The following is a 24,384-nucleotide window of genomic DNA, read 5'->3' on the forward strand; positions in this document are numbered from 1 at the left end:
CTAATTAAACTGTTAGCAAAGCTTTTATGAATTCAAATTCAAATCAAATTTATCCTGTAGTTTGGCAAGACAACCAAGTATTGCTTATCGATCAAACTCGTCTACCAGGAGAATATAGCTATGTTGTGATTGACCGTAGCTTAGACATGGCACAGGCAATTAAAACCATGATTGTTAGGGGTGCGCCAGCTATTGGAGTAGCAGCAGCTTATGGAATGTATTTAGGTGCAACCGAAATCGAAACCAGCGATCGCACTCTTTTTCTCAAGCATTTAGAACAGGTTGCTAATTTGTTACGACAAACTCGCCCTACGGCGGTTAATTTATTCTGGGCGATCGCGCGAATGCTGAAAATGGCACATGAAGAGATTGGCACCATTGCCGAAATTAAAAGTATTCTACTTGAAACTGCCCAAGAGATCCAGGCAGAAGATTTGGCAACTTGTCAGGCGATCGGCGATTATGGTTTGAGCGTGTTGCCAACCACACCCCAAAAACTCAGGATTCTGACGCATTGCAATGCAGGTTCATTAGCGACGGCAGGCTATGGTACTGCATTAGGGGTAGTTCGCTCTGCTTGGCGTGAGAAGCGTTTAGAAAGAGTATATGCTGATGAAACTCGTCCTCGTTTACAGGGGGCAAGGTTAACTGCTTGGGAGTGCGTTCAGGAGAATATCCCTGTAACTGTAATTACCGACAGCATGGCTGCTCATTGTATGCAGCAAAACATGGTCGATTTGGTAGTGGTAGGCGCAGATCGCATTGCCAGCAATGGAGATGCGGCGAACAAAATTGGCACTTATGCTTTGGCGATCGCCGCTCAGGCGCACAAAGTTCCTTTTTATGTTGCTGCGCCTTTTTCTACCATTGATTTCAATCTAGCTCACGGTAGTCAAATTCCCATCGAAGAACGAGATGCGACAGAAATAGCTAAGATTGGCAACACTGCGATCTGTGCTGAAGGAGTAGAATTTTATAACCCTGCTTTTGATGTTACTCCTGCCAATTTAATCAGCGGCATTATTACCGAAAAAGGTGTAATTGAACCTAGCTTTTTAATTGCTCATCGCAGTGCTGTAGCTTGAAGTTATAAATTTGCCTAAGATTAAATAAACTAATTACTTGGCTAAATACGTTGTTTTTGCTACATTTGATTGCTCTTCATTAAGCCAGTTGACAGGTTTATAAGTTCCAAATACCCGATCCCACCAATCAATAGCTAAACCAAAATTACTGTCCCATTGCTTGTTTTTGTGATGAACGTAATGAATGGGCATCTTCATCCAAAAGCATTTATGTGGATTGTTGTGCTGTATTTGATGGGCGTAAGAGGCAAAAGCAGCGAAGGCGACTGTACCCAATACCATAATCGTCCCGAAGGATACAGAAATTAAAAAAGCTGGTAAGACTAATAAAGATACTAGACTGAAATCTAGAAAATCCTCCAAAAATCCTTTGGATGTATTGCTGCGATGATGACCATAATGAGCTGTAATGCCGTTGCCAAATTTGGGGTAAATGTGCATAAAACGGTGAACCCAGTATTCCAAAAAGCTGCCAAAAATAAAAGCAAATATGAAACAACCAACTGATTGCATAGTGTTTTAGTCTGTCGTCATTAAGTTAACTTTGTTGAGTTTACTTCACAAAGCATTACTTAATGGGTAAGGATCAAAATTTTTTGCTTCAAATATCTGATTTTGAGATACCAAAAAATTGTCTTGATGAAATGATGCAGAAGTCACAGATTACTCCGCCGTCCTAAAAGATACCGCTCCGCGTCCTAAAGGATTAGAAGTTCGCGACGCGCAGGACGCGACGTAAGGAGCTAATCCTTTAGGGCGAGTCATGCACGGGCAACGCAACTTCGCGCTGCTGTGACCGTTGGTCAATCTGACAATTCTCAAGGAAATGTTTCCCCAAATTCAGCCAATCAATGAGTAGTTACTCCAATTCTCAGGTTTTAGAGCGATAAATTATCGATGAGATTGGAGCACGATCAAAGCCGTAAACTAACGATATTTACCTTCAGTATCAGGGCTTTCCATACGTGGTAGTCCCATACTGTAATTGCGAACTCTAGCGTTTAAGTTATAGCTGATCTCACCCTTAAGTAATAAAGAGCGAATAAAATGCTCTAGATCTGACCCAATACGGCGCAGATTATATTCATTTAAATCTTCACCATTGTTCTGTTCTACCAGTTCATCAAATTTACCATAGACCTTTTGTAGTGTATCTTCACTCCAGTTAAACTCATTGTCTGGGTCAATGTCTAAAGTCAAGACATTATCACTAGGAATTAACTCATTGTCCTTGACTTCTGCACTATATAAGCGAACGTGACGAGTAGTTGATTTGACGAGCATACTAATATTTTAGGAATTAATTTACCAGAGCATTTTGAGAGAATGTTTTACGTAGGGGCGATTCGTTCATCGCCCTAGTCATGTCGATCTAAACCTAACAAATATAACTATCCTAATTATTTATAGGCTATTTATAGGCTTTGATGCACTCTTCAACCAAAGGCGTAACCGCATCTACATCTTTCCAGCCTTGAATTTCAGTTACTTTTTTTTCAAGATTTTTATAAGTTCTAAAAAATTCGGCAATCTCTTCTAGGCGATGGGGAGCAAGATCTTTAAGAGACTTGACCTCATTGTAACGCGGGTCTTCGGCGGGGACGCAAAGAATTTTCTCATCGCGATCGCCACCGTCGATCATTTCTAACATTCCAATAGGTCGAGCCGCAATCACGCATCCAGGAAAAGTCGGTTCATCCATAATTACCATTCCGTCTAATGGATCGCCATCATCAGCCAAAGTATTAGGTACAAATCCATAGTCATAAGGATATTTTACTGAGGCAAACAAGACGCGATCTAAAGCAAAGGCGTTCATGTCTTTATCGAATTCATATTTGTTTTTACTTCCGCCAGGAATTTCAATTAAAACATTAATTACACCAGGTTCAGGTTGTGCAGGTATAAGAGATAAGTCCATAAAATTCTCCGAATACTAAACTAGTGAATTTACAACGATGATTTAGGTTCAGAAGTTAAAATCTTCTCAGGTTAGTGATTAATCTAAGTCTTGTTAGACCTAATAAAACCGCCCTGAAGCATTCTACCTGATTGGGAAACCAAATCTCGATCCAATTGATTACTTAATTATCCTCAATTGGCTTTAATTAGCATCGGTTACTTGTGTTTCTTGCTTGTTACAAATTTCTAGCTGTTAAAAATCAAAGTGCATAAAAAATTTCTGGGTAACGTATCCAGTTACCAGGGATGACGCTATAGTTCTCAATTACGCCAATGATAGTTGCAATCTAGCAATTAGCTGATGTAGGAGAACAAGATAAATAAAAATATATAGCCAACTTTCTAATTACTTTCTATTGAATTCATCCTGCAAACAAACTAGTTCTCAAATTATAGGAGACGACAAATGAAAACTACTGCACCTTTGGCTCTATTTTCTTTTACCGCTTTGCTATCTTTATTACCTACGCTAACTCCTTCAGTTAGTGCCTGTGCCATTGTCGATACAACTGCTCAAGTTGCAATTCGAGGCGATCGCAATACACCCGCACAGCAAGAAAACAATATTACTGCTGCTGTCGATGACAATTGTTTTAATAACACTGTAGTAGGCAATACAACTCAAGTAGGAATTGGCGCAGGTCAAGTCGTACAGTCTAATCAAGGACAGTATTTTGTTGGTGGCGGTGATGGGAATGACACTGGTTTGACAACGCCTACAGTTATAGTTACGCCTGATACTCAAGTAGATGTTTATAGCCCTGCTCACGATCCTAAGTTTCTTAATCATCTCCGTCCATAGCTACTAAACTTGTAAAGTAGATAAAAGAAGATGATCTATATAACTAAACATGGTTAACCTTGGTTCGCCTCTAACTACTGATACTAATCCTAACGATAGTTTTGCCATTACCATTGCACCTTTGTCTTTAACAGAAGCGTATCAATTAGCTGATGATGCAGCTAACGGTGCGGTAGTGGTTATGAGTGGCACGGTACGCAATCAAACAGAGGGGAAAGCCGTAGAGTATCTTGAATATCAGGCTTATCAACCGATGGCGATCGCCGTTTTTAATTCTATTACGGCTGATATTCGTCAGCAATGGCAAGATGCCAATCGGATTGTAATTCATCATCGAGTCGGCAAGCTAAAAATTGGAGAAATTAGCGTAATTGTTGCCGTAGGCTGTCCCCATCGTGGCGAAGCTTTTGCTGCCTGCCGTTATGCGATCGATACTCTTAAACATAATGCACCTATCTGGAAGAAAGAATTTTTCCGCGAGGCAAATGGAACTTCCCATAGTACTTGGGTTTCTATTGGTGCTTGCGAGCAAGATTAGCAGCAGCTAAAAATATTTGGTTTAAGTTTGATTAAAAAAATTAAATCTCAGGCGTTTAAGTAAGTAGTATTTAGGCGATCGCCATCATAGTTTTGAATTATCAAACAATTAAGTAAAAAACCAAGAGAATATTCGTGATGGACATATAATCCAAAATGTTGAAATTAACTTCGCTATTTTACTATGGTCGCTCAATAACAACCAAAAATAAATTTAGATTTTCGCTAATCAAAAAATTACAGAACTTCCCGTTTCAAATATGGTTGCAAGACATCGGGTACTTTAATTGTGCCGTTTGATTGCTGATAATTTTCTAAAATTGCTGCCATAGTACGACCTACGGCAAGTCCTGAACCATTTAAAGTATGAACATACTCTGTACCTTTCTTCCCTGCCTGTTTAAAGCGAATATTTGCTCGACGGGCTTGAAAGTCTCTAAAGTTGGAACAGCTAGAGATTTCACGATACATCCCCGCAGCAGGCAGCCACACCTCTAGGTCATAGCATTTTGCAGCCCCAAAACCCAGATCGCCAGTACAAAGTTCCAAAATGCGATAGGGCAATTTTAAAGCCTGAAGGATTGCTTCGGCATTCTCTACCAAAGCTTGATGTTCAGCATCGGAGGTTTCAGGGGCAACTAACTTAACCAACTCTACCTTATTAAATTGATGTAGCCTAATTAAGCCTCTGGTATCTCTTCCTGCACTACCCGCTTCTCTTCTAAAACAAGGAGTGTAGGCACAATGATGAATAGGTAGTTCCGTATCTTCAATAATTTCATCTCGATACAGATTGGTAACAGGTACTTCCGCTGTGGGAGTTAACCAGAGATCGTCGTTGCTACACTTAAAGCTATCTTCGGCAAACTTGGGCAACTGGCTAGTACCCTGGAGAGAATCACTATTTACCAAAATAGGCGGCATAACTTCGGTATAGCCAGCCTTAATTTGGGTATCTAGCATAAAGCTTATCAAAGCTCTTTCTAATGCCGCCCCTGCACCCACGAGGTTGACAAAGCGACTCTGTGCCACTTTGACCGCCCGCTTGAAGTCTAAAATGCCTAATTTTTCACCAATTTCCCAGTGTGGCAGGATGTTTTGGCGATCGCTTATGTATTCATCACCCCAGCGTTTAATTTCGACATTTTCAGCTTCGCTTTTGCCAATAGGGGTGGATTTGTCAGGAAAATTGGGTAATTCTAACAGCAAAGCCTCTATTTTGGCTTTCAACTCTTTTTCCTGAGGTTCTAATTCGCTTAACTTGGTTTTAAGATCATTACCTTCAGTTTTTAGCTGGGCGATTTCTTCTCCTTGAGGATCGCTGCCGCTACCAATTTTTTGACCAATTAGTTTACCAATTTCGTTACCCCGTGCGCTAAGCTGACTGCGGTTAGTTTCTAGTTCCCGTGAAGCGCGATCTAATTCGACAATTGGTTGAAGGTCATAATTACCATTACGACGATTGATTAATTCTTGTACTTTTTCCGGGTTGGCTCGAATTAGTTTGAGATCTAGCACCGCTATTATTTTTGATTCATTGGCTTATTTTCTTTATGTTAGGATACCTCCTTTTTGAATTATTTAATAATATATTTAAAATTGACAAGCATATAGATCGATAACTATTATAGATATGAAGGGAGGCTTTATCGATAAGTTTAATGCCCAAGAAATTTACATTGGAAATTACAGACAAAACTATTTGGACGAAATCAAAACAAATGTTAATCGCGCCCAAATTTTTAATTTCTACTTTAACGATACTGTCAATCGCTACGACTAGCGAGAGGGATTCTTAGGAAATGGTTGGGTATTTCCAACTTCACTATGAGTACTATTATTTCGATGCTTATTCTTGCCAGCAAGTCCAGCTAACCCTAACAAACCAAGGAGACCTAACCATCCCCAGTCAAAGCTGTCATCTTCAACTGCAACAGTCTCGACTGAATCTGTTTCTGTCTGTGTCTGTCCTAAAGCACTAAAAGGAATAACTGCCAAACTGATCGCTAGCAAGCCGGCACCTGAAAGTTTGTATAGATGTGAAAGTTTCATCAGATAGATCTCCAGATCTTAATTTAAGATTTTCGATTGTTTTTTCATCTCAAAACAAGCTTACTATTTTGTTTTAGATAATCAATCAATCTTTAGTTTGATAAATTAATCTTATAAATTCAAAGGATTTCAAAATTCTTCCTTAAAAAATAAGCCTTGCCATATACATTATTGCTGAGAAACTCCCAATTTATTTTTCTGTGTATATCTTGCAAATGACCAAACAATTAAATTGGTACATCTACAGTTGCAAACTATATATTTTTCATTGAACATATCTCAATGCCAAAAATAATTTGGTAATCGCAACTAAAATATTATTACCAGCAGGGTTATTGAGACCATTGACTACGAATGCGATCGATTGCTGCGATAATCTTCAGCGTTTCGTCTAAAGGCATGATCTGGCTTTCTAATTGACCATTTTGCAGGCAGTTGATTACTTCGGTTGCTTCATAGTTATAACCATTGCCTTCTAATGGTTTGACAATCACTCGCTCTGACTTAAGTAAGCCTGATACAGAGCGATATAAACCCCTAATCAAAGAATTCTGTTTGGCAGCAGCAACTAACTTTTGTTTAGAACTAAGCGCAATTAAAGGAGAGGGAAAAGTTTGAGTTGAGGGAGAAAACTGACTGACGGAGATCTTTTCGGGCATAATAAATAGCTCTTCAATTAAGATTTTGCCTGTTGTTCCCATAATTACAGCCTGATTGGAAGTACGAGTGCGTAGAGACTGAGAGAGAACAGCCAACTTTCCCTGAGGATATTTAAGTAGAATTGATGACTGCTCATCTACACCAGAGGCACAAATAGATGCTTGGGACAATATTTGCGATGGTTCACCTAAAAGATAATAAGCTAGAGAAAGACCATAAACGCCTCGATCTAGCAGTACCCCGCCACCAAATTCTGGGGTAGAAAAAGCATTATTAGTATCAATCAAAGGATAACCAAAGTCAGCCGTCAGCATTTTGACATCGCCAATTTTACCTTGTTCAACCATGATTTTTACCTGCTGAATTAGGGGCATAAAGCGCATCCACATTGCTTCCATGCAAAACAATTTCTGGCGACGTGCCAAATCAATTACTTCTCGGGCTTCTTGGGCATTGATGGTAAAGGGCTTTTCGCAGAGAACAGGTTTACCAGCCTCTAAACAGAGAATACAGAGATCTTTGTGGGTATGGTTAGGAGTGCCAATATAAACCACATCAATATCTGGATCTCGAACTAATTGTTCATAGCTATCATAAGCTCGTGGTACTTGAAATATTTGGGCAAAAGCTTGGGCATTACTCGCTTTTCTTGAAGATACGCCGAATAACTGAGCGTTATTGACAAACTTCAGACCTTTGGCAAACTCTCCTGAAATAAATCCCGTACCTAGTATTCCCCAGCGTATAAGTTGTGATGGCATATTCGCATTTCAAAAAAGAAAATATTTTCTCGCTGTTTCTAACTTTAATAATTGCTATTCCTAGCTTATTTAGCCCAGGGCATTGGTTCAACAGGATCGAAAGTAGATTTGACTGTATAAGTACTATTAGTTTCTGTGGCATTATGAATTGCTAAAACTAATTCGTTGACATGAAGCGAGTATTTGGCAGAAATACGACAAGGACGTTTTTCTTTAATTGCATTAGCTACTTCAGCAATACCTCTAGCAAAATCCATTTGGAAAGCACCGCGATAAGCATATTTTTTGGGTTTATTACCTGTTAAAGGGTATTTTTGTTTGATTGGACTAATAATCATTTTTCTTCTGATATTAAACATTCGTTTAACGTGTACAGGAGAATTATAAAACCAACAATCTGGAGTACTAAGTATGCCCTTATCACCAAAAATTCTTAAAGAATGATCGTGGGCAGCAATAATACTACAGGTTAATCTGACTACTACTCCCGAAGCAAATTTAATACAGGCTATAGAAAAGTCGGGAGCATTCAAATTTAGGGGAACACCAGTGTTCTTGTCTGCGATTAAAGTTGAACTAAAGCCCGTAACGGTTTCTGCTCGCCCAAAAAAAGCAGGAAACCAAGAAAGGTAGTATCCTGCGTGTTCTAAGGTACAACCAACTTCAAACTCATCTTTGTATGGCCAGGGAATACCAGATTGACTAAACCAAGACTGGTAAGGCATCTTGTGCAGCAGCCCGTCATCCATTTCAGCATAAACTGCATAAGTCTTACCAACCGTTTCTTCTCGTAATGCTTTCCAAATAGTTTGTGCCGTTTCGCCCAACAGACTACAAGGAGCTGAAGAGAGATAAAGTCCTTTTTGTTTAGCGACTTCTACGAGTTTTTCTGCTTCTTTTAACTCCATCGCCAATGGTTTTTCGGAGTAAACGTGTTTATTGGCTTCGAGGCAAGCTAGATTTAATTCAAAATGGCTTTTGGGGTTAGTTAAATTGACTACCAATTCGACTTGAGGATCTTCTAACAATTCCTCAAAAGAATCATATGTGGAAACAGAATGGTATCGAGCAAAATTTTCAGTTCTGATTCGATCTAAATCATATACTCCTGCTATTTTTAAGTGTGGATAATTTTTTAAGGTCGTTAAATAATAGTCGGCTACAAAACCGCAGCCGACAATAGATATATTGATTTCCTCAGACATTTCTCAACTAATTTAGGTTTTCAGATTTTATCTTAATATCGATCCAGGGTTTAAGTTTCAGATCGTTCTATAATTAATTCCCTGCTACCGTTAATCTGATTTGTTAACACAGATCGACAATTAAAAAGTTGTTTAAAGAAATGTCTGAACAAAGTAAGCTAAAACACTGATTTGAGAATCCGCTGAAAGCTACAATTCATAGTTTTTGCTCAATAGCTTGTTTTAAAAATGAATTGCAATATTTTATGGCACCCGCTTTTCTAAGTATTGACCAATGGTAATTTCTTCTCCTGCGCGGGAGATAATCGTTTGTCTGGTGCGGTATTTGCTGCCAACTAATTTAATTTCTTCTTCAAAAACATTGGCATTGTATTCGGTACGCAAACACATCGTCTCAGAGTTAGGGAAAGAACATATTGCCACGATTGGTTTGGGTGTTGCAAATCCGCGATCGCGATACAAAATGTTTCCCTGAATGCCAAAGACTGTTGAACCATTAACCGGCTTGCGATTTTGATTGGTATAGTTGCTTTGCCAAGTTACTTTTGTTCCACAAACTAGTGCTGCTAAATTTTCTAATTGATGACTTTTAGCTAGTTCAATTAACTCTGGCGCACCCTGTTCCAAAAAAGCAATATTAAGTAAGCTTTCGACTTCTTGAGGTTCAACGTCTTGGTTCAGGCTGTAATATCTTCGATGGGAATTCCAGTTACCCGCCGACTTACGGAAAAAGTCAACTGCCAAAGTTTGTAAAGCTATATTTGTTGTTTCCCCAGCTATCATTTAGGCTTACCTCTTTTGTAAGAACAGTATAGAATCTTTGCTGTCAAGCATTAATACTCTGTACGTAATATATCTTATTATATCACGCACCAATATTGTAGACATTCTGTCTTTAGCCGTATTGTGATTGATAATACGGAATTAACTTATATTTGTGATTTTTCATGATGTCAAGTGCTCACAATTTTGTTTTTAGGTTGGCTGCGAGTCTTGTCCTAATTATTTTTTCTAGCCTCTGCTGGATTTTTCCTGCTGTTGCCATAACTCAGAAGCTGGAAATGAATAGCGTTACAGGATATACGATCAAAACTACTTTCAGCTACGATGAGCAAAGCTTGGTCACAATTTCCGAACGTGGCACAGGCACAACGAATGCTTTAAATTCTTTAACAGTTAGCTTCTATGATCCTTCGGGATCGATGATCGCTAGTTATGACAACATCGTAGATGGAGTTGGGCAAAGTGATTATCTGGAATTTAATTATGACCCTGCAACACGGCAGTTGTTAGGAAAAATAGATTTTGGCGGGGAGTCGGCTGGAGAAATATATCTTAAAGGGGAGATTGATCGAGAATTATCTTTGATTAAAGTAGAAGCATCGGGAGAAGAAAGAGCGCTCGATCGAGTAGTAAGTAGCAAGTGATTTCAGTGTGGGGACTAGTGCCAAAATTACGGGCATTTTTTTTGAGCAAGTTTTTGAGCAGCCTGATTGAGGTAAAGTCTTCGTTGACCACTAATTAAATAGGGTTCGATCGCTCCTTGAGGTAAATTTAAAGTCAAAGGATCATTATAATCGTCAGGCTGACGCAAAAAATCTGTCAGAAATACTACAGGGCGATCGCTATCCCAGTAGGTTTGTAGTTCTGTTTGAGCGATCAGGTATTGAGGCGGAGAACCAGGAAATTGTGGTGGAAGCCGATTTTTACCACCGTCAGAGATAATCATTACAGTGCGATAAGTATTTTCTTTGACAACTGCCCATCCCAACTTATGTTGAATATGTTGAATATTATTAGCAGTCTGAGCCTGATTTAAATAATAGCCGATCGCTCCTGCTGCGCCGATTTCTCGCGAGCCTTCAAATGTCCAAAGAGTATCAATACCCAAACAGAAATTTGCCTGTTGAACTAGATTTTTTGAGGAACGTATATTTTGATAGAGAACAAACCCTTGAATAGTAGCCAAATAGGTAATAGTTAGAACTACAAATAAAGGTAGCCACGAGAGAGACGAACGCTTTAACATTGCAATCCCTGAAGCAAACCAGCCCGTTCCCAAAGCGATCGCTATGATAATAATTAATCTGGTAATTGCTGTAGTTTGCAAAACAACTGGCAACCAAGAAACTATTACAGGAAAAAGAGCAATTACGCTATAAAAGCTGACTCCCAAAATTAGAGAAATCGCACCATACAGATTGCTCGTTTTAGCTAGTACAGAATGACTAACTGTTTGTACCGAAGAACTACAGAGTGTATCTACAGGGTAAGGATGAATTGCCTTGGGTAAAGGGTAATTAATTATGCTTGACTGCTGTTTGATTCGTGGCGAAGAGCGATAATGTTTTTTCCACCAGCCAGCACACAAAACAACATAGGGAGGAATAGCAGGAATACTATAGTAAATCAACCGCGAAGAAAGGGGTAAAAATAAAATTATTGGTAAAATTGCCGCAGCAGACAATAAAAATACGCCGTCACTATTTTTGCGATCGAGCCAGGAAGCGTTGGCGCTCGATCCTCGTCGCCATTCTTTCCAGGTAGATTTAATAACCGATGGTAAAAATAAGATCCAAGGAAAACACCAACAGGCGGCGATCGCCAGATAACCCACCGCACTAATTTTGGAAACTTCATAATCTGGCGGAAAACGGCGATCTAACAGGCGATCAAAATGCTCATTAACAATAAAATAATGCCAAAAACCGGGATTTGCCTGCTCTACGGCAATAAACCAGGGTAAAACAAGCAACAAAATCAATAATAGTCCCTGATATAGCTTAATCTGCTCAATTATCTTCCAATCTTGTCGAATAATGATTAGTGCCAAGCAGCCAAGCAAGGGAAAAACTAACCCAATTAAACCTTTAGTTAGAATGCATAGAGCTAAAGATAAATATGCACCCCACCAATTTAGACGCGATTGAGGTTGATAAAGCGATCGCCAGAGAAAATAATTACTGCTTAATAATAAAGTTCCTAGCAAGACATCGATCAAAATCTGATGTGTAAAAATAAACCAGCCTAGAGTTACCGACAGCATCAAAGCAGCGACTCTACTGGAATTAATTCCCCAAAGTTCTCCAGTCCATTTCCAGGCAAAAACTATGCCTAGCCAACCTGTTAAACTGATCGGCAGTCTGGCGGCAAATTCTGTTGAACCAAAAATGCTAGTAGAAAGCGCAATCAGCCAATATAGGAGTGGCGGCTTATTGAGATAAGGAGAACCATTGAGGTGAGGAGTAATCCAATCATTGCGCCAAATCATTTCTTGACCAACCATGGCAAAATGACCTTCGTGGGGTTCATATAAACCATAGCTGCCGATGCCTAGTAGCGTTACTATTAATGCCAGCAATAGAATCGAAATATCGACCCAGTTAAGATTTTTAATAGTCAATCGCATTATTGTTGAGGTATCAGTGTTTGGTGCAGAAACTTATGGTTTTTAGAACAACGGTAAATTTTAGAGTTAGTTTTTTTAATTAGCCAATGTTTAGTTAAAACTTAGCTTAGATTATTTGGCTCAAATAGGGAATAAGTTATTTTAAGCGGATACGAACTTTCTTTCGAGGATCTTGTTTTCTAATCCAGCCCAAAAACTTGCTCATTTTGGGTTCGGACTTAAGCTTATTTAAAGTATTGAGTTCTTTGGCTAAATCTAAGTTGCTATATAAAGCGTGAATTTGTCGATGACAGGGGGAACAAATATCAATGGTTAGGCCAGAATCGGCTTGTTTACGTTTGACTGTTTGTCGAGGAACGAGATGATGAGTCGTTAGCTGTTCAACATCGCGATCGCATAATTGGCAAAGCATACAAAAATAATTAATTTAAAATTAATTTAAAATTGAACCGATATTATCTATTTTTAGTCTAAAGAATCAGGCGGCTTTTGGGTAAGAATCTTCTTACCCAACCTCGACAGTTCCTATAACGGGGCGGCAGTCGCTTCAACGGAGGGAACCTCCGCAACGCGCTGCCTTGGGAACCCCCGCAACGGACTGTGACGCGAACTTCTAATCCTTTAGGACTCGCAAAACGCGCCGTAAAGAACTAAACATTGCTAAAAAAGATGAGCAAAATGTTAGCTGGTGAACTAGCTAGTACAGCAGATGTAGAAGCAGAAACAAGAGTGCCAACAGAACAAGAATTAATCTGGCTGTGCCAGCAAGGCGATCGCGCTTGTTTTCGTCTGCTTTATCAACGTTATCAACAACGGGTGCGCTCTACTCTCTATCAGCTATGTGGCTCATCATTACTAGATGACTTGGTACAAGAGGTTTTTCTCAAAGCTTGGAACGGACTACCAAAACTGAAAACACCAAAATACTTTTCTACCTGGTTATATCGGATTAGTTGGAACGTAGCGACAGATCAAAGGCGTAAATTAGCTAGAATTCAAGAAAAAACCAGTTTCAATGAAAAATCTTGGGAAAAAGAGCCGCTAAACCACAGCATATTGTCTGAGGTTCAGGATACGCCAGACTTAATGCACTTACATTATCAAGACATAGTACAAAGAGGTTTAGATAATCTCAGCTTCGATCATCGTGCCGTATTGGTTTTACATGACTTGGAAGACATACCTCAAAAACAAGTGGCAGAAATTCTGGATATACCTGTAGGAACAGTTAAATCCCGTTTATTTCATGCTAGAAACTTATTTAAAAAATTTCTCGAACAACAGGGAATATCTCTTTAGGATTGAATAATTTAGGATCATGACTAACTTACACAACGATAATAAAAATAATCTTGTCACTTTTCTGCGACACAATCGACCGATTCCGCCCAATGCTGATCCAGATTTAGAACAACGGCTGATCGACTCTTTAGAACCGCGCAAAACTGGTAAAAAACGCTATTACAAAACCGCCTGGACTATACCTGGCGCGATCGCTACAGGATTTTTATTTACTTCGGTGAGCTTTACCGTAAAGACTCCCCGAATGGCTCTTGAACCTAAAGATTTAGAAAACTTTTTAGTCAGAAATTGGCAAAATACCTTGAATAATCAGGGGTATTATGCCGTAGAAGAGACGGAAGCTTACTGGTTGTTGCCAACTGTTGCTGAATCACAGCCAGCTTTGTCCGTCTCTAGACATTAGCTCGATACTTTTTTGTACCTCAAAAATAAGATTTTTTATCTCCTTAATTTTATTGATGATTTTTCAGACTTTAATAAGAATAAGACGACGGCGATATTTATTGACGGCGATCGCTATAACATTTTTGATTATTTTGCTCTTTCCTGTTTTTGCTGGTTCGATGTTGTCTTTGCCAAACTTGCATGGCTACTCGATGAATCCAACTGCGATCGCCGATAATTCCTGGGAGGTGGCTCAGCAGAAACCGACTTTAAGCTTATTTCAACAGCTAAACCTGAGTAGCGAACAGCAACAGCAAATTAAACAAATTCATCTCCAATATCGACAAAAAATAATTAAGAAAAAGAACATTATTACCAGATTGCAGCAACAGCTATCAGATATGATGGTTGGAACTGAACCAGTAGAGTTGCTTCGGGCTAAAAATCAACAGTTGAATACCTTACACCAGGAAATGGGGTTATTGCATTTTGAAAGTATGTTGGCTACCAGAGAAATATTGACTCCTCAGCAGCGAGAAATGTTTAGGAAAATAGTTGATTCTCGATTTGCCAAATGATTTAAAACAATTTAGTTCCATTGACCAACGGTCCGTGCCGTCTCCGTCGTTTTATATGCCCGTGCATGATTTGCGACGCGAACTTCTAATCCTTTAGGACGCGGAGCGGTATGCTAAAGCATATGCTAAGCGGTATCCTTTAGGACTAGCCCGTGCATGATTAGCGCCTGGAGGCGCGTCCTTTGCGTCGTCCTTTAGGACGGCGGAGTAATCTGTGACTGAACCAATACCGTTATAATTTCTGTTTTCAAAAGTCTGATATATGTTAAGTTAGATATTGCCAATATCATGGTTAAAAATGCTGAACTAAGCAGCATTTGCCATGATTAATTAATACGCGGATGTGGTGGAATTGGTAGACACGCACGCTTGAGGGGCGTGTGGCTTACGCCTTGCGAGTTCGAGTCTCGCTATCCGCACTATTTTTCAGTACTATATTTAATATTATTAGCTAGAGTATAATTTTAACTTTTGACACTGTGTTATCAGAAAATCTAGCAGATAAATTAGACGGTATTAAAGCAACAGCAGCTTCTTTTTTTTTAGACGCTACTGATAAAGCAACATCTTTAGATGATTACTTGGTCGATAGTATCGGTAGTTCGGTTAGTAATCGCGTCGATGCTTGGTTAATAGATCACCCGTTTATATCCTGGTTAGTCGCTCATCCTTTAATTAGTTTGGTTAGCAGTCTGATCGCCATAGTTTTGACTATCAGGTTGTTAGTAACTGTTTATAGAGCGATCGCTAATGCCATAGATCGAATATGGCTTCAGATTTTGCGATCGCCTTGGTTATTACTCAAATTCTTCTTTGGCTGGGAAACTAAGCCTAAAACAGTTGCTGCTGCCAACACTACGATCACTAACTACGAAGTGACCAATAATCCTGAATACCTACAGGAAATTATGATTCGACTTGAGAAAATTCAACAGCAACAAGAACAGCTTATTCAAGATATTGCTATGTTAAAGCAACAACACCAGACTATTGAGCCAAAACAAATTCAATTGACTACAGAGAAAATTATAGGTGACAGAAATTAAAGTTGAGAGCGATCATTTTTCGTCTTTTAAAAATATTTGATAGCCAATCGCGGCAACAATACTAGCCAGAATCAAATACGCGATCCACATTCCGACAACAAAGCCAACTTTGATAACTGCAATACCTGCTACGACAAACGCCGAAAATTTGGCAAATTTTACTATTTTTCGAGCAAGTTTTTGAAAGGAGTTGGCGGATGGGTTGTGCTTTCTCGTCTGATATAAAGCAGGCTCCAAATCAACTTCAGGTTCATTTGTTCTCTGTTGTTGATATATTTCTGTTGCCAGCTCTCTAAGTCTTAATTCTCTCTCTTTTGCCTGTAATTGTGCTTCGCGAAGCTGATACTTTCTTTCTCTATCGTCGGTAGTAGTCATATGCTTTTACTTAATCATCAATTAATAATTTATCAATTATTAATTATTAATTACCAGAATTTACAATAGAAGCGATCGCTTCTATTGTGTAAATAAATATAATCTACAACTTCAATTGACTGTATGCCACAACCTTCTCCTGCCGAATAATTAGCCAGTTCAATTGTGGTTACGCAGGAGCAACTTTAGCCATCTTTTTTCCAGATATTGATGATGCTAGCTTTGGGAGGTGTTGATTCAGACTTAGACGAAGATGAAAACTATGGCATCTTCTCGTTATTTCTTAACCCCAGATTTACTTTACCGCTAAATGATCGCCGCAATAGTCTAGCGTTATTTCTCAGTCCTGGAATTGGCATATCTCAGCTATCTAGCAGCGTGGAGGATGAGATAGATGATTTTGACCGCACGACGATTATTGAGGACGATACTCGCTTTACTTGGCAAATCAAAGGTGGTGTAACTGTTCCTGTCAGCAGCAAATTTAGCATTTTAGGACAGGTTAGATATGCCAGTCAAACTGGAGATGACGCGATCGACTATTTTGGCACAGAATTGGGAGTCAATTTTGATTTTTAATGAAAGAGTGTAAATGGCAAATAGCTTAAAGCTTAGAGTTTATAACGATAAAAAGAAATTTTTGAGCAGTTCATTTAATAAGAAGAACAACGATCGCCAACTAGAAACAGGATGGAAAGATACCATTAAAATATTGATATACTTCATTGCTACATTTCATGCCAGAAAAAGATCACAGTGTAAATTTCCCGTCTCAAAATCGAGCAGATTTTTTTGTGGTTGGTATTGGTGCATCCGCAGGTGGACTTCGTGCTTTGGAGCAATTTTTTGAGCATCTGCCCAATGATACTGGGGCGGCTTTTGTCGTAATTCAACACCTCTCCCCACATTTTAAAAGTCTGATGAAGGAATTGCTAGAAAGATTTACTCGGATGGCAATCTATCGGGTGACACAAGGTATGGAGTTGCAGCCCAACTCAGTCTATTTGATTCCTCCTGGCAAGAATTTAAGCTTAAAAAATAATCAGCTACATCTGCTCAAACAAAAAGAGCGTGGTCGTCACGAACTTAATTTTCCGATTGATATTTTCTTAGAGTCTCTGTCTCGAACCATGATGGAAAGAGCCATTGGGATTATTTTGTCGGGAACGGGTAGCGATGGCACTAATGGCTTGCGAACAATTAATCAAGCTGGCGGATTTGCCATGGTACAAGATCCAGTAACGGCAGAATTTGACGGAATGCCTCGTACGGCGATCGCGACAGGAATTGTCGACCGCATCCTTGCACCGCCAGAACTGGCTGAGGTAATCGATCGCTTAGTCCGATTGCCTCACTTGCCGACTAAAGATAGTCTCAATTCGCTTAACTTGTTTGACCCAGACAGTTTGCAGCAGATCGCCACAATTATCGCTCGACACGAACAGACAGATTTTTCTCATTACAAAACTAGCACTCTTTCTCGACGTATTCATCGCCATTATCTAATTAGTGGCTGTCGCGATCTAAATCAGTTTATCCGTCTTCTAGAAACCTCTGCCGAAGAACGCTCAATGCTGCGCCAGAATTTGCTGATTAGCGTAACTCAATTTTTTCGCGATCGCCCTGCCTGGGATTTTTTAGCCAACAACATAATTCCTCAATTAATTGCCAAAGCCCAGCCACAGGAAGAGATACGCTGCTGGGTAACAGCTTGCGCTACAGGTGAAGAAGCCTATTCTTTGGCAATGCTGCTTGATGAAGCGGTAGGCAATTCAAAAAAGCCAATTAGATTTAAGATTTTTGCTACTGATATCGATCAAGCTGCTTTAGAAAAGGCAGCGCAGGGTGTTTATCCGCGAACAGTCGTTAACGATCTCAGCCCCGAACAATTAGAACAATATGTTGCCCTCAAGGATAATTCTTGCCAAATAGTGCGTCGGTTAAGAGAAAAAATATTATTCACGTCCCACGACTTAACCAAAGACATTGGATTCACCCGCCTGAATTTGATTAGCTGTCGCAATATTTTAATTTATTTTCAACCACAATTGCAGCAGCAAGTACTACGTAATCTGCACTTTTCTTTACTCGCCAAGGGAGTTCTGTTTTTAGGCGAAGCCGAGACTTTGGGCTACATTGAACCTGAATTTCAAACTCTTGCCCAAAAAGCCAAAATTTATCAGAAAAAGCGAGACGTTAAGCTAAACAACCCCGCAAAAAACTTCGAGAAAATTTCTCACCAACTGCCATCCTATTTTCCGACAAAAATTAGTAGCGAAGCTTTTCTTGAACCGATACTAGAAAAAACTTTCAGTGCTTTTCTCGCTAAACATCAAGCAACCTGCTTTTTGGTCGATCGCCAATACAAGCTGTTCCACAGCTTCAACAACGGCATCGAAGTTCTGAAAATGCCTTTGGGTAGAACAACCACAGATATTACCAAGTTGATTGTCAGCGATCTACATTTGCCATTAATTACTGCCCTGCATCGGGCTAAACAAGAGCGATCGCCAATATCCTATCTGGGAATTAAAGTTAAGCATCAAAATCAATCGCGCAATTTTAAACTGGAAGTTACCTATAACGAAAGTAATAAACTAGCCGATGACTTTTTTAGCATTATTATTCAAGAAGGCGAAATTCCGCGACAGGCTTCAGGAGAAAGATTTGAAGTTGAACTGGAAGCTTCTCAACGAATTGTCGAATTAGAGTATGAACTACAGCAAACCCGCGTTAATCTTCAGTCAGTAATTGAAGAATTAGAAACTACCAACGAAGAACAGCAGGCAACCAATGAAGAATTAACTGCTGCCAATGAAGAACTGCATTCGGTTAACGAAGAATTATACACTGTTAATACCCAATATCAACTAAAAATTGAAGAATTAACCGAGTTGAATAACGATGTCGATAATTTACTGCGGAGTACGGACATTGGCGTAGTTTTTCTCGATCGCGACTTAAAAATTCGTAGGTTTACTCCCGCAGCTACTGTAGCGATCAACCTATTAGAAGCCGATATTAACCGTCCCCTAGAACATATTACTCACAACCTCGACTGCCAAGATATGATGCAGCTTTTACAAGGGGTAATTAGAAGTCACAGGGTTGTAAATCGAGAAGTAAAGCTAGTTAAAAACGATTTTCATCTGTTGATGCGGGTTAATCCCTATCTATTAGAAAATGGTCAATTGGATGGGGTAGTAATATCTTTTATCGATATCAACGAACTTAAAACTATTCAAAAGCAGATTGATCTAGTCAATCAAGATTTACAGAAATCTCAACTACAGTTGCGCCAGCTAAATCAAGAGCTAGAAGCCAGAGTAGAAGAGCGTACTCAGGCTTTACAAAAATCCGAAGCGAGACTAAGAGCAATTTTAGAAACAACTACATCGATAATTTATCTCAAAGATGTTGCAGGACGCTATCTTTTGGCTAATCGCCAGTGTATAGAGACATTAGGTATCACTGAGGCGGAAATTTTGGGTAAAAGCGATCGCGACTTCTTTCCCGAACAAATTGCTGCAAGTCTAATTAGTAATGACCAGCAAGTCTTAGCCTCTAAGTCGGTTCTGAAGTTTGAAGAACAGGCACTCACAGCCGATAACCGTCTGCATAGCTATATTTCTACTAAAGCACCTTTACTTGATGAACAAGGAGAAGTTTACGCCATCTGTGCTATTTCTACCGATATTAGCGAACTGAAGCATACCGAAGCCGAACTGAGAGAAAGCGGGGAGCGCGAAAGCACTATTCTTAAAATAGTCGAAAAAATCCGCGAAACTTTTGATTTAATTGAAATATTTCAAAATACGACTCAACAGTTACGAGCAACTTTAAAATGCGATCGCCTCGTTCTCTATCGTTTTAATCCCGATTGGAGTGGAGAATTTGTTGCCGAATCTGTAGCCGAAGGCTGGACTTCCCTCCTCAAAAGTGAATTGAAAACTAGCTGGAAAGATACCTGTTTACAGGCGACTCAAGGAAGTCACTACCAAGACTATCACACCTTTGTCATTAATGATGTTGCCCAGGCCAAGTTAAGCCACTGCCATCGAATTATGTACCAGAAAATTCAGGCGAAATCTTTTTGTATTATACCTGTTTTTCGAGGCAAACAACTTTGGGGACTGCTTGCTGCTTACCAAAATCAAAGTCCTCGCCAGTGGAAAGAAGGAGAAATTCGTTTACTAACTCAAACCAGTATTCAGCTAGGTATTTCTTTAGCCCAGGTAGATTTATTTACCCAAATTGAAAACCAATCCCAGCAGCTACAGCAGGCAAAAGAAGCAGCCGAAGCTGCTAATCAGGCTAAAAGCGCATTTATTGCCCACACTAGCCATGAATTGCGTACCCCTTTGAATGCTATTTTAGGATTTGCCCAAATTTTACAGCGCGAATCAGAAAATATCGAGACTAGAAAAAGAGGTATTGAAGTAATCAGACAGTCTGGTCAAGATTTGCTGACTCTGATCAACGATATTCTTTATGTTGCCAAGATTGAAGCAGGTAAACTTAATTTAGAACTACGCGACTTTATTTTCCCCTCATTTTTAGCTAACTTAGCTGATATTATCCGTGTCCGCTGTCAGCAAAAAGCGATCGCGTTTGAGCATCAGATCTTGTCTGACCTGCCTAAGGTAGTTAAAGGAGATGAAACTCGCCTGCGTCAGCTATTGTTTAATTTATTGAGCAATGCCGTCAAGTTTACCCATCAAGGTAAAGTTATTTTTAAAGTCGGTTTCGTCAAAGATTTTCCACCCGAATCAAGGTTATCTTTTGAGCCAAGTAATGCAGACGAGATCCGTTTCTATATTGAAGATACAGGTAGCGGTATTTCTCAAGCTAAAATAAAAGAGATCTTTTTACCTTTTTATCAGCTAAACTCCCATCAATCATCTCAGGAAGGAACGGGTTTAGGTTTAACTATTAGCAAGAGTTTAGCCGAACAAATGGGTAGTCAGATCGAGGTAACCAGCGTTGTGGGACAGGGTAGTGTTTTCTGGTTTGATTTAACTTTTCCTGTGGTAGAAACTGCTGAAGCAACTTCAATCAACAACTATATAGAGCTGGATATTACAGGTTATACAGGTCAGAAACAGCAAATTTTAGTAGTAGACGATTTAGATAACAATCGTGAGGTGATCGTAGATTTTCTGACACCTTTAGGTTTTGATGTTGTCGAAGCCAAGTCAGGAGAAACGGCGATCGCTTTAATTGAGCAACATCAGCCTGACCTCGTATTATTAGATCTAATAATGCCCAAAATGAAAGGCTGGGAAGTAACCCAACGTCTCAGACAAGAATCTCGCTTTGAGCGGCTTCCCGTAGTTATGGTTTCTGCCAGCACACTAGCTACAGACGAATCAAGCTGCTATCAGGCAGGAGCAAGCAATTTTCTGGCAAAACCCTTGAACTTTAAACAACTATTGCAGGTTATCGAACAAAACCTCGAATTAGAATGGATTACTAGCGATGGTATGAAGCGATCGCTAATTCAGCAATCATCAGCGCAAAATAGTCCAGATACCGCTTTAGTGATTCCTCCTAGTCAAGAATTAACCAAAGTTTTAGATTTAGTCATGCAGGGAGATATCCGCAGTACTATATCCCGTGCCAACTCCTGGTCAAATCGACCTGAATTAATCCCTTTTGCCCAGCAGGTTAGCCAATTAGCTGAAAGTTGCCAGCTAAAAAAACTCAAAGAATCAATTCGTCAGCACCTAGAATCAAAGTAAATTTAATTAACCTCAGTTCGGATTAAGGCAATTTAAGGGTTATGAAAGCTAATTGCTAATCGCTAATGCGAAGCGAAGAACGCGATATGCCCGTGCATGATATGCCAATCGCGGATTCACGGATAAACCGCACTCCGCCCTTCGGTCTCGAAGCTTATCCTAAAGGATATGCCCTAAAGGATTCCCTTCGGTCTCGGAGCGGTATCCTTTAGGACTAGCCCTAAAGGATTAGCGCCTGGAGGCGCGTCCTTCGCGTCGTCCTTTAGGGCTAGTCATGCTCGGGCATATCCTTTAGGGGACTTTTATACAGCAAGATCTAAAACGGATCGGGATCAATCCACTACTAAATCATAAATATTTGTAACGTCTTGCTAAAGAACTAGACTAAAATCATTGAAAATCATTGCCAAATATTGCCAAAAAAGTTTTTTAATAAACCAGTTTTTCAAACTACTACAAATAGCGAGCGCTTTCTATGTTGACCTATAAAAAACTATTAACCCGCACCAGTTATCCAAACTTAACAAGACTGCTTAGAAGTGAGTCTGGAGAAAATTCTTTAGTTAACCAAAAATCAAAACTAGAGCCAGCAGATAAATTAAACTATTATGATTTGAAAGATTTTGCCCTACAGACAAAAATTGAAGATCGAGCTTCAAAAACAGACAACCTAACAACTACTTCGGCAACAATTTTAATCGTAGACGACACCCCTCATAATTTACAGGTATTATTTGCTTATCTAGAAACCGCAGGGTTCAAAGTTTTACTGGCACAAGATGGGGAAAGCGCACTGCAAATAGCCCAATCTCAAACTCCCGATCTAATTTTGTTAGATGTGTTGATGCCTGATATCGATGGTTTTGCCACCTGTAGTCAGCTCAAAGCTCAAGCATCCACCAAAGAGATACCCGTAATTTTTTTAACGGCTCTTTCGGAAACAGTTAATAAAGTTCAAGGCTTTAAGCTGGGAGGAGTTGACTATATCACTAAACCGACTGAACAAGAAGAGGTTTTAGCTCGGATTCAAACCCACCTCAATCTACAGAGAATGCGTCAGGCTTTAGCAGCACAAAATAAAAAACTACAGCAGACGCTAAATTTTGAGGCCCTAATTAGACGTATTACTGATAAACTGCGTGATAGCCTCGATGAAACCTACTGTCTACGAGTAGCTACCAAAGAACTAGCCACAGTCCTCAATCTTAGTAGCTGTCAGGTTGAGCTTTATGATGCTCAGCAGGTAACGGCAACTATTGTTTATGAACACAACGTTACTTTACCCTCATGCCAAGGAGAAACCAGGCAAATTAATGATTTTCCCGAACTATATCAACAGCTATTACAAAAATATCCTATACAGCTAGTTGAACCGATTCCCCAGTTTAATCCTCAAGGGATTCAGGTGACTCGCCTTGCCTGTCCTATTTTTGACGATCGCAATATTATTGGTAATCTTTGGGGACTCAAACCCCCAGGAGAATTATTTACCTCTTTAGAAATTCGTCTGATGCAGCAGGTAGCTTCTCAATGTGCGATCGCAATCCGCCAGGCGAGACTATACGCCAATTCTAATCGCCAGGTTGCCGAGTTGGCTAAGCTTAACCAAATCAAAGATGATTTTCTCAAAACTGTTTCCCATGAATTAAAAGCTCCCATGAGTAGCATTCAGTTAGCGGCTCAAACCCTCGAAAATCTGCTCAATACCAAACAAAATCCTTCACAATCTCCACTGTTCAAAAGAGTTCTCCAAATTTTCTATCAATCATGCCAACGACAAAAAAAACTAACCGACGATTTGCTGACGATCTGTTATGTAGACGCTAAAGCTAAAGTTGTTCAACCTGAATTGATTGAACTTAACCCTTGGCTGACCAATTTGATTAGACCATATTTAAAACCAATCAAAAAACAACGAAAATTAATTCTGGATTTAGCTACCCAAAAGTTGCAGATCTTTGCCGATCTGGCAATTCTAGAGCGCATTACTCAAGAATTGCTCAACAACGCTTATCAATATGCTCCAGTAGATGGTGAAATCATACTTCAAACTCTGGTCACAAAGTCTGAAGTATCAATCCGTATTATCAATACGGGTATAGAAATCTCCCCAGAAGAACAAAAGCTGATTTTTGACCAGTTTTATTGTATTCCTCACGAAAATTCTAGGAAAAACGGCGGCACAGGTTTAGGATTAACCTTGGTCAAAAAACTGGCAGAAACGCTCAATGCTTCGGTCGAATTTGAAAGTAATTCCCAAAGAACTATGTTTGGGCTCAAATTTCCCTTGGAATCTAATTAAATATCAGTTTGGGTTTTTGTCGTTTACCTACGGTCACAATGAGTAAAAATGAGTAAATATCAGTCTGCGGTTTTTAGCCCGTAACTCTAGAAATCAGACCGCTATTGACGAACAAATATTAACTACGGTTGTAATATCTTTAATAATATTTAAAGCATTGACGCAGCTTAAAAACTTTATCAA

At 39.5% G+C, this 24,384-nt stretch carries 22 protein-coding genes and 1 tRNA gene; 12 read left to right on the forward strand and 11 right to left on the reverse strand.

Annotation, left to right across the window (positions count from 1 at the left end; all coding sequences use genetic code 11):
- The first annotated feature begins 26 nt into the window (after positions 1 to 26).
- Positions 27 to 1,085, forward strand: coding sequence for an S-methyl-5-thioribose-1-phosphate isomerase (gene mtnA, locus V6C71_09780; protein ID HEY9768771.1), 1,059 nt, complete (start codon positions 27 to 29; stop codon positions 1,083 to 1,085).
- A 33-nt stretch (positions 1,086 to 1,118) separates the two neighbouring features.
- Here the strand turns inward: mtnA and V6C71_09785 are convergent, their stop codons facing one another.
- The 3 genes from V6C71_09785 to V6C71_09795 all read right to left on the reverse strand — a co-directional run bounded on the left by V6C71_09785 (position 1,119) and on the right by V6C71_09795 (position 3,006).
- Positions 1,119 to 1,598: a sterol desaturase family protein gene (locus V6C71_09785; protein ID HEY9768772.1), complete on the reverse strand. Its 480-nt coding sequence runs from the start codon at positions 1,596 to 1,598 to the stop codon at positions 1,119 to 1,121.
- Between the two features lie 414 nt (positions 1,599 to 2,012).
- Positions 2,013 to 2,369 carry an NAD(P)H-quinone oxidoreductase subunit M gene (locus V6C71_09790; GenBank protein HEY9768773.1) on the reverse strand — a complete coding sequence of 119 codons (357 nt, stop codon included), beginning with the start codon at positions 2,367 to 2,369 and terminating at the stop codon, positions 2,013 to 2,015.
- Positions 2,370 to 2,496: 127 nt separating this feature from the next.
- Entirely contained in the window at positions 2,497 to 3,006 is a 510-nt protein-coding gene (locus V6C71_09795) for an inorganic diphosphatase (GenBank protein HEY9768774.1), read from the reverse strand.
- A 447-nt stretch (positions 3,007 to 3,453) separates the two neighbouring features.
- On the opposite strand from V6C71_09795, the gene V6C71_09800 reads away from it, so the two are divergent.
- Together V6C71_09800 and V6C71_09805 are read left to right on the forward strand one after the other, a co-directional pair.
- The gene (locus tag V6C71_09800) at positions 3,454 to 3,849 is read left to right on the forward strand and encodes a hypothetical protein (GenBank protein HEY9768775.1); all 396 of its coding nucleotides are present in this window, start codon (positions 3,454 to 3,456) and stop codon (positions 3,847 to 3,849) included.
- A gap of 49 nt (positions 3,850 to 3,898) precedes the next feature.
- Complete coding sequence (locus V6C71_09805; protein HEY9768776.1) at positions 3,899 to 4,387, forward strand: molybdenum cofactor biosynthesis protein MoaE; 489 nt, start codon at positions 3,899 to 3,901, stop codon at positions 4,385 to 4,387.
- Positions 4,388 to 4,623: 236 nt separating this feature from the next.
- On the opposite strand, the gene serS is transcribed toward V6C71_09805, so the two are convergent.
- The 5 genes from serS to V6C71_09830 all read right to left on the reverse strand — a co-directional run bounded on the left by serS (position 4,624) and on the right by V6C71_09830 (position 9,847).
- Entirely contained in the window at positions 4,624 to 5,904 is a 1,281-nt protein-coding gene (gene serS / locus V6C71_09810) for a serine--tRNA ligase (protein HEY9768777.1), read from the reverse strand.
- A gap of 261 nt (positions 5,905 to 6,165) precedes the next feature.
- A complete protein-coding gene (locus V6C71_09815) occupies positions 6,166 to 6,438 on the reverse strand; it encodes a WGxxGxxG family protein (GenBank protein HEY9768778.1) in 273 nt (90 codons plus the stop codon).
- A 332-nt stretch (positions 6,439 to 6,770) separates the two neighbouring features.
- The gene (locus tag V6C71_09820; protein ID HEY9768779.1) at positions 6,771 to 7,859 is read right to left on the reverse strand and encodes a Gfo/Idh/MocA family oxidoreductase; all 1,089 of its coding nucleotides are present in this window, start codon (positions 7,857 to 7,859) and stop codon (positions 6,771 to 6,773) included.
- A 65-nt stretch (positions 7,860 to 7,924) separates the two neighbouring features.
- The gene (locus tag V6C71_09825; protein HEY9768780.1) at positions 7,925 to 9,064 is read right to left on the reverse strand and encodes a Gfo/Idh/MocA family oxidoreductase; all 1,140 of its coding nucleotides are present in this window, start codon (positions 9,062 to 9,064) and stop codon (positions 7,925 to 7,927) included.
- Positions 9,065 to 9,307: 243 nt separating this feature from the next.
- Positions 9,308 to 9,847, reverse strand: a complete 540-nt coding sequence (locus tag V6C71_09830) for a phycobiliprotein lyase (protein ID HEY9768781.1) — start codon at positions 9,845 to 9,847, stop codon at positions 9,308 to 9,310.
- A gap of 164 nt (positions 9,848 to 10,011) precedes the next feature.
- Between V6C71_09830 and V6C71_09835 the strand changes: the two genes are divergently transcribed.
- Complete coding sequence (locus V6C71_09835) at positions 10,012 to 10,491, forward strand: hypothetical protein (protein ID HEY9768782.1); 480 nt, start codon at positions 10,012 to 10,014, stop codon at positions 10,489 to 10,491.
- Positions 10,492 to 10,517: 26 nt separating this feature from the next.
- On the opposite strand, the gene V6C71_09840 is transcribed toward V6C71_09835, so the two are convergent.
- Together V6C71_09840 and V6C71_09845 are read right to left on the reverse strand one after the other, a co-directional pair.
- Positions 10,518 to 12,473 carry a glycosyltransferase family 39 protein gene (locus tag V6C71_09840; GenBank protein ID HEY9768783.1) on the reverse strand — a complete coding sequence of 652 codons (1,956 nt, stop codon included), beginning with the start codon at positions 12,471 to 12,473 and terminating at the stop codon, positions 10,518 to 10,520.
- Positions 12,474 to 12,609: 136 nt separating this feature from the next.
- Positions 12,610 to 12,885, reverse strand: coding sequence for an HNH endonuclease (locus V6C71_09845; protein HEY9768784.1), 276 nt, complete (start codon positions 12,883 to 12,885; stop codon positions 12,610 to 12,612).
- Positions 12,886 to 13,142: 257 nt separating this feature from the next.
- Here V6C71_09845 and V6C71_09850 point away from each other — a divergent pair, with 257 nt between their 5' ends.
- The 5 genes from V6C71_09850 to V6C71_09870 all read left to right on the forward strand — a co-directional run bounded on the left by V6C71_09850 (position 13,143) and on the right by V6C71_09870 (position 15,783).
- Positions 13,143 to 13,772: a sigma-70 family RNA polymerase sigma factor gene (locus V6C71_09850; GenBank protein HEY9768785.1), complete on the forward strand. Its 630-nt coding sequence runs from the start codon at positions 13,143 to 13,145 to the stop codon at positions 13,770 to 13,772.
- 19 nt (positions 13,773 to 13,791) lie between these two features.
- Entirely contained in the window at positions 13,792 to 14,178 is a 387-nt protein-coding gene (locus V6C71_09855; GenBank protein HEY9768786.1) for a hypothetical protein, read from the forward strand.
- 55 nt (positions 14,179 to 14,233) lie between these two features.
- Positions 14,234 to 14,737, forward strand: a complete 504-nt coding sequence (locus V6C71_09860) for a Spy/CpxP family protein refolding chaperone (protein ID HEY9768787.1) — start codon at positions 14,234 to 14,236, stop codon at positions 14,735 to 14,737.
- Positions 14,738 to 15,074: 337 nt separating this feature from the next.
- Positions 15,075 to 15,156, forward strand: a tRNA-Leu gene (locus V6C71_09865).
- A gap of 60 nt (positions 15,157 to 15,216) precedes the next feature.
- Complete coding sequence (locus tag V6C71_09870) at positions 15,217 to 15,783, forward strand: hypothetical protein (GenBank protein ID HEY9768788.1); 567 nt, start codon at positions 15,217 to 15,219, stop codon at positions 15,781 to 15,783.
- Between the two features lie 12 nt (positions 15,784 to 15,795).
- Here the strand turns inward: V6C71_09870 and V6C71_09875 are convergent, their stop codons facing one another.
- Positions 15,796 to 16,158 (reverse strand): UbiA family prenyltransferase, encoded by a 363-nt coding sequence (locus V6C71_09875; GenBank protein HEY9768789.1) that lies wholly within the window; start codon positions 16,156 to 16,158, stop codon positions 15,796 to 15,798.
- 210 nt (positions 16,159 to 16,368) lie between these two features.
- On the opposite strand from V6C71_09875, the gene V6C71_09880 reads away from it, so the two are divergent.
- The 3 genes from V6C71_09880 to V6C71_09890 all read left to right on the forward strand — a co-directional run bounded on the left by V6C71_09880 (position 16,369) and on the right by V6C71_09890 (position 24,201).
- Positions 16,369 to 16,737: a hypothetical protein gene (locus V6C71_09880; GenBank protein ID HEY9768790.1), complete on the forward strand. Its 369-nt coding sequence runs from the start codon at positions 16,369 to 16,371 to the stop codon at positions 16,735 to 16,737.
- 158 nt (positions 16,738 to 16,895) lie between these two features.
- Positions 16,896 to 21,899 carry a chemotaxis protein CheB gene (locus V6C71_09885; GenBank protein ID HEY9768791.1) on the forward strand — a complete coding sequence of 1,668 codons (5,004 nt, stop codon included), beginning with the start codon at positions 16,896 to 16,898 and terminating at the stop codon, positions 21,897 to 21,899.
- Positions 21,900 to 22,374: 475 nt separating this feature from the next.
- The gene (locus tag V6C71_09890; GenBank protein ID HEY9768792.1) at positions 22,375 to 24,201 is read left to right on the forward strand and encodes a response regulator; all 1,827 of its coding nucleotides are present in this window, start codon (positions 22,375 to 22,377) and stop codon (positions 24,199 to 24,201) included.
- Positions 24,202 to 24,384 lie beyond the last annotated feature (183 nt).

It is taken from the genome of Coleofasciculaceae cyanobacterium (genome assembly GCA_036703275.1).
GTDB lineage: Bacteria > Cyanobacteriota > Cyanobacteriia > Cyanobacteriales > Xenococcaceae > Waterburya.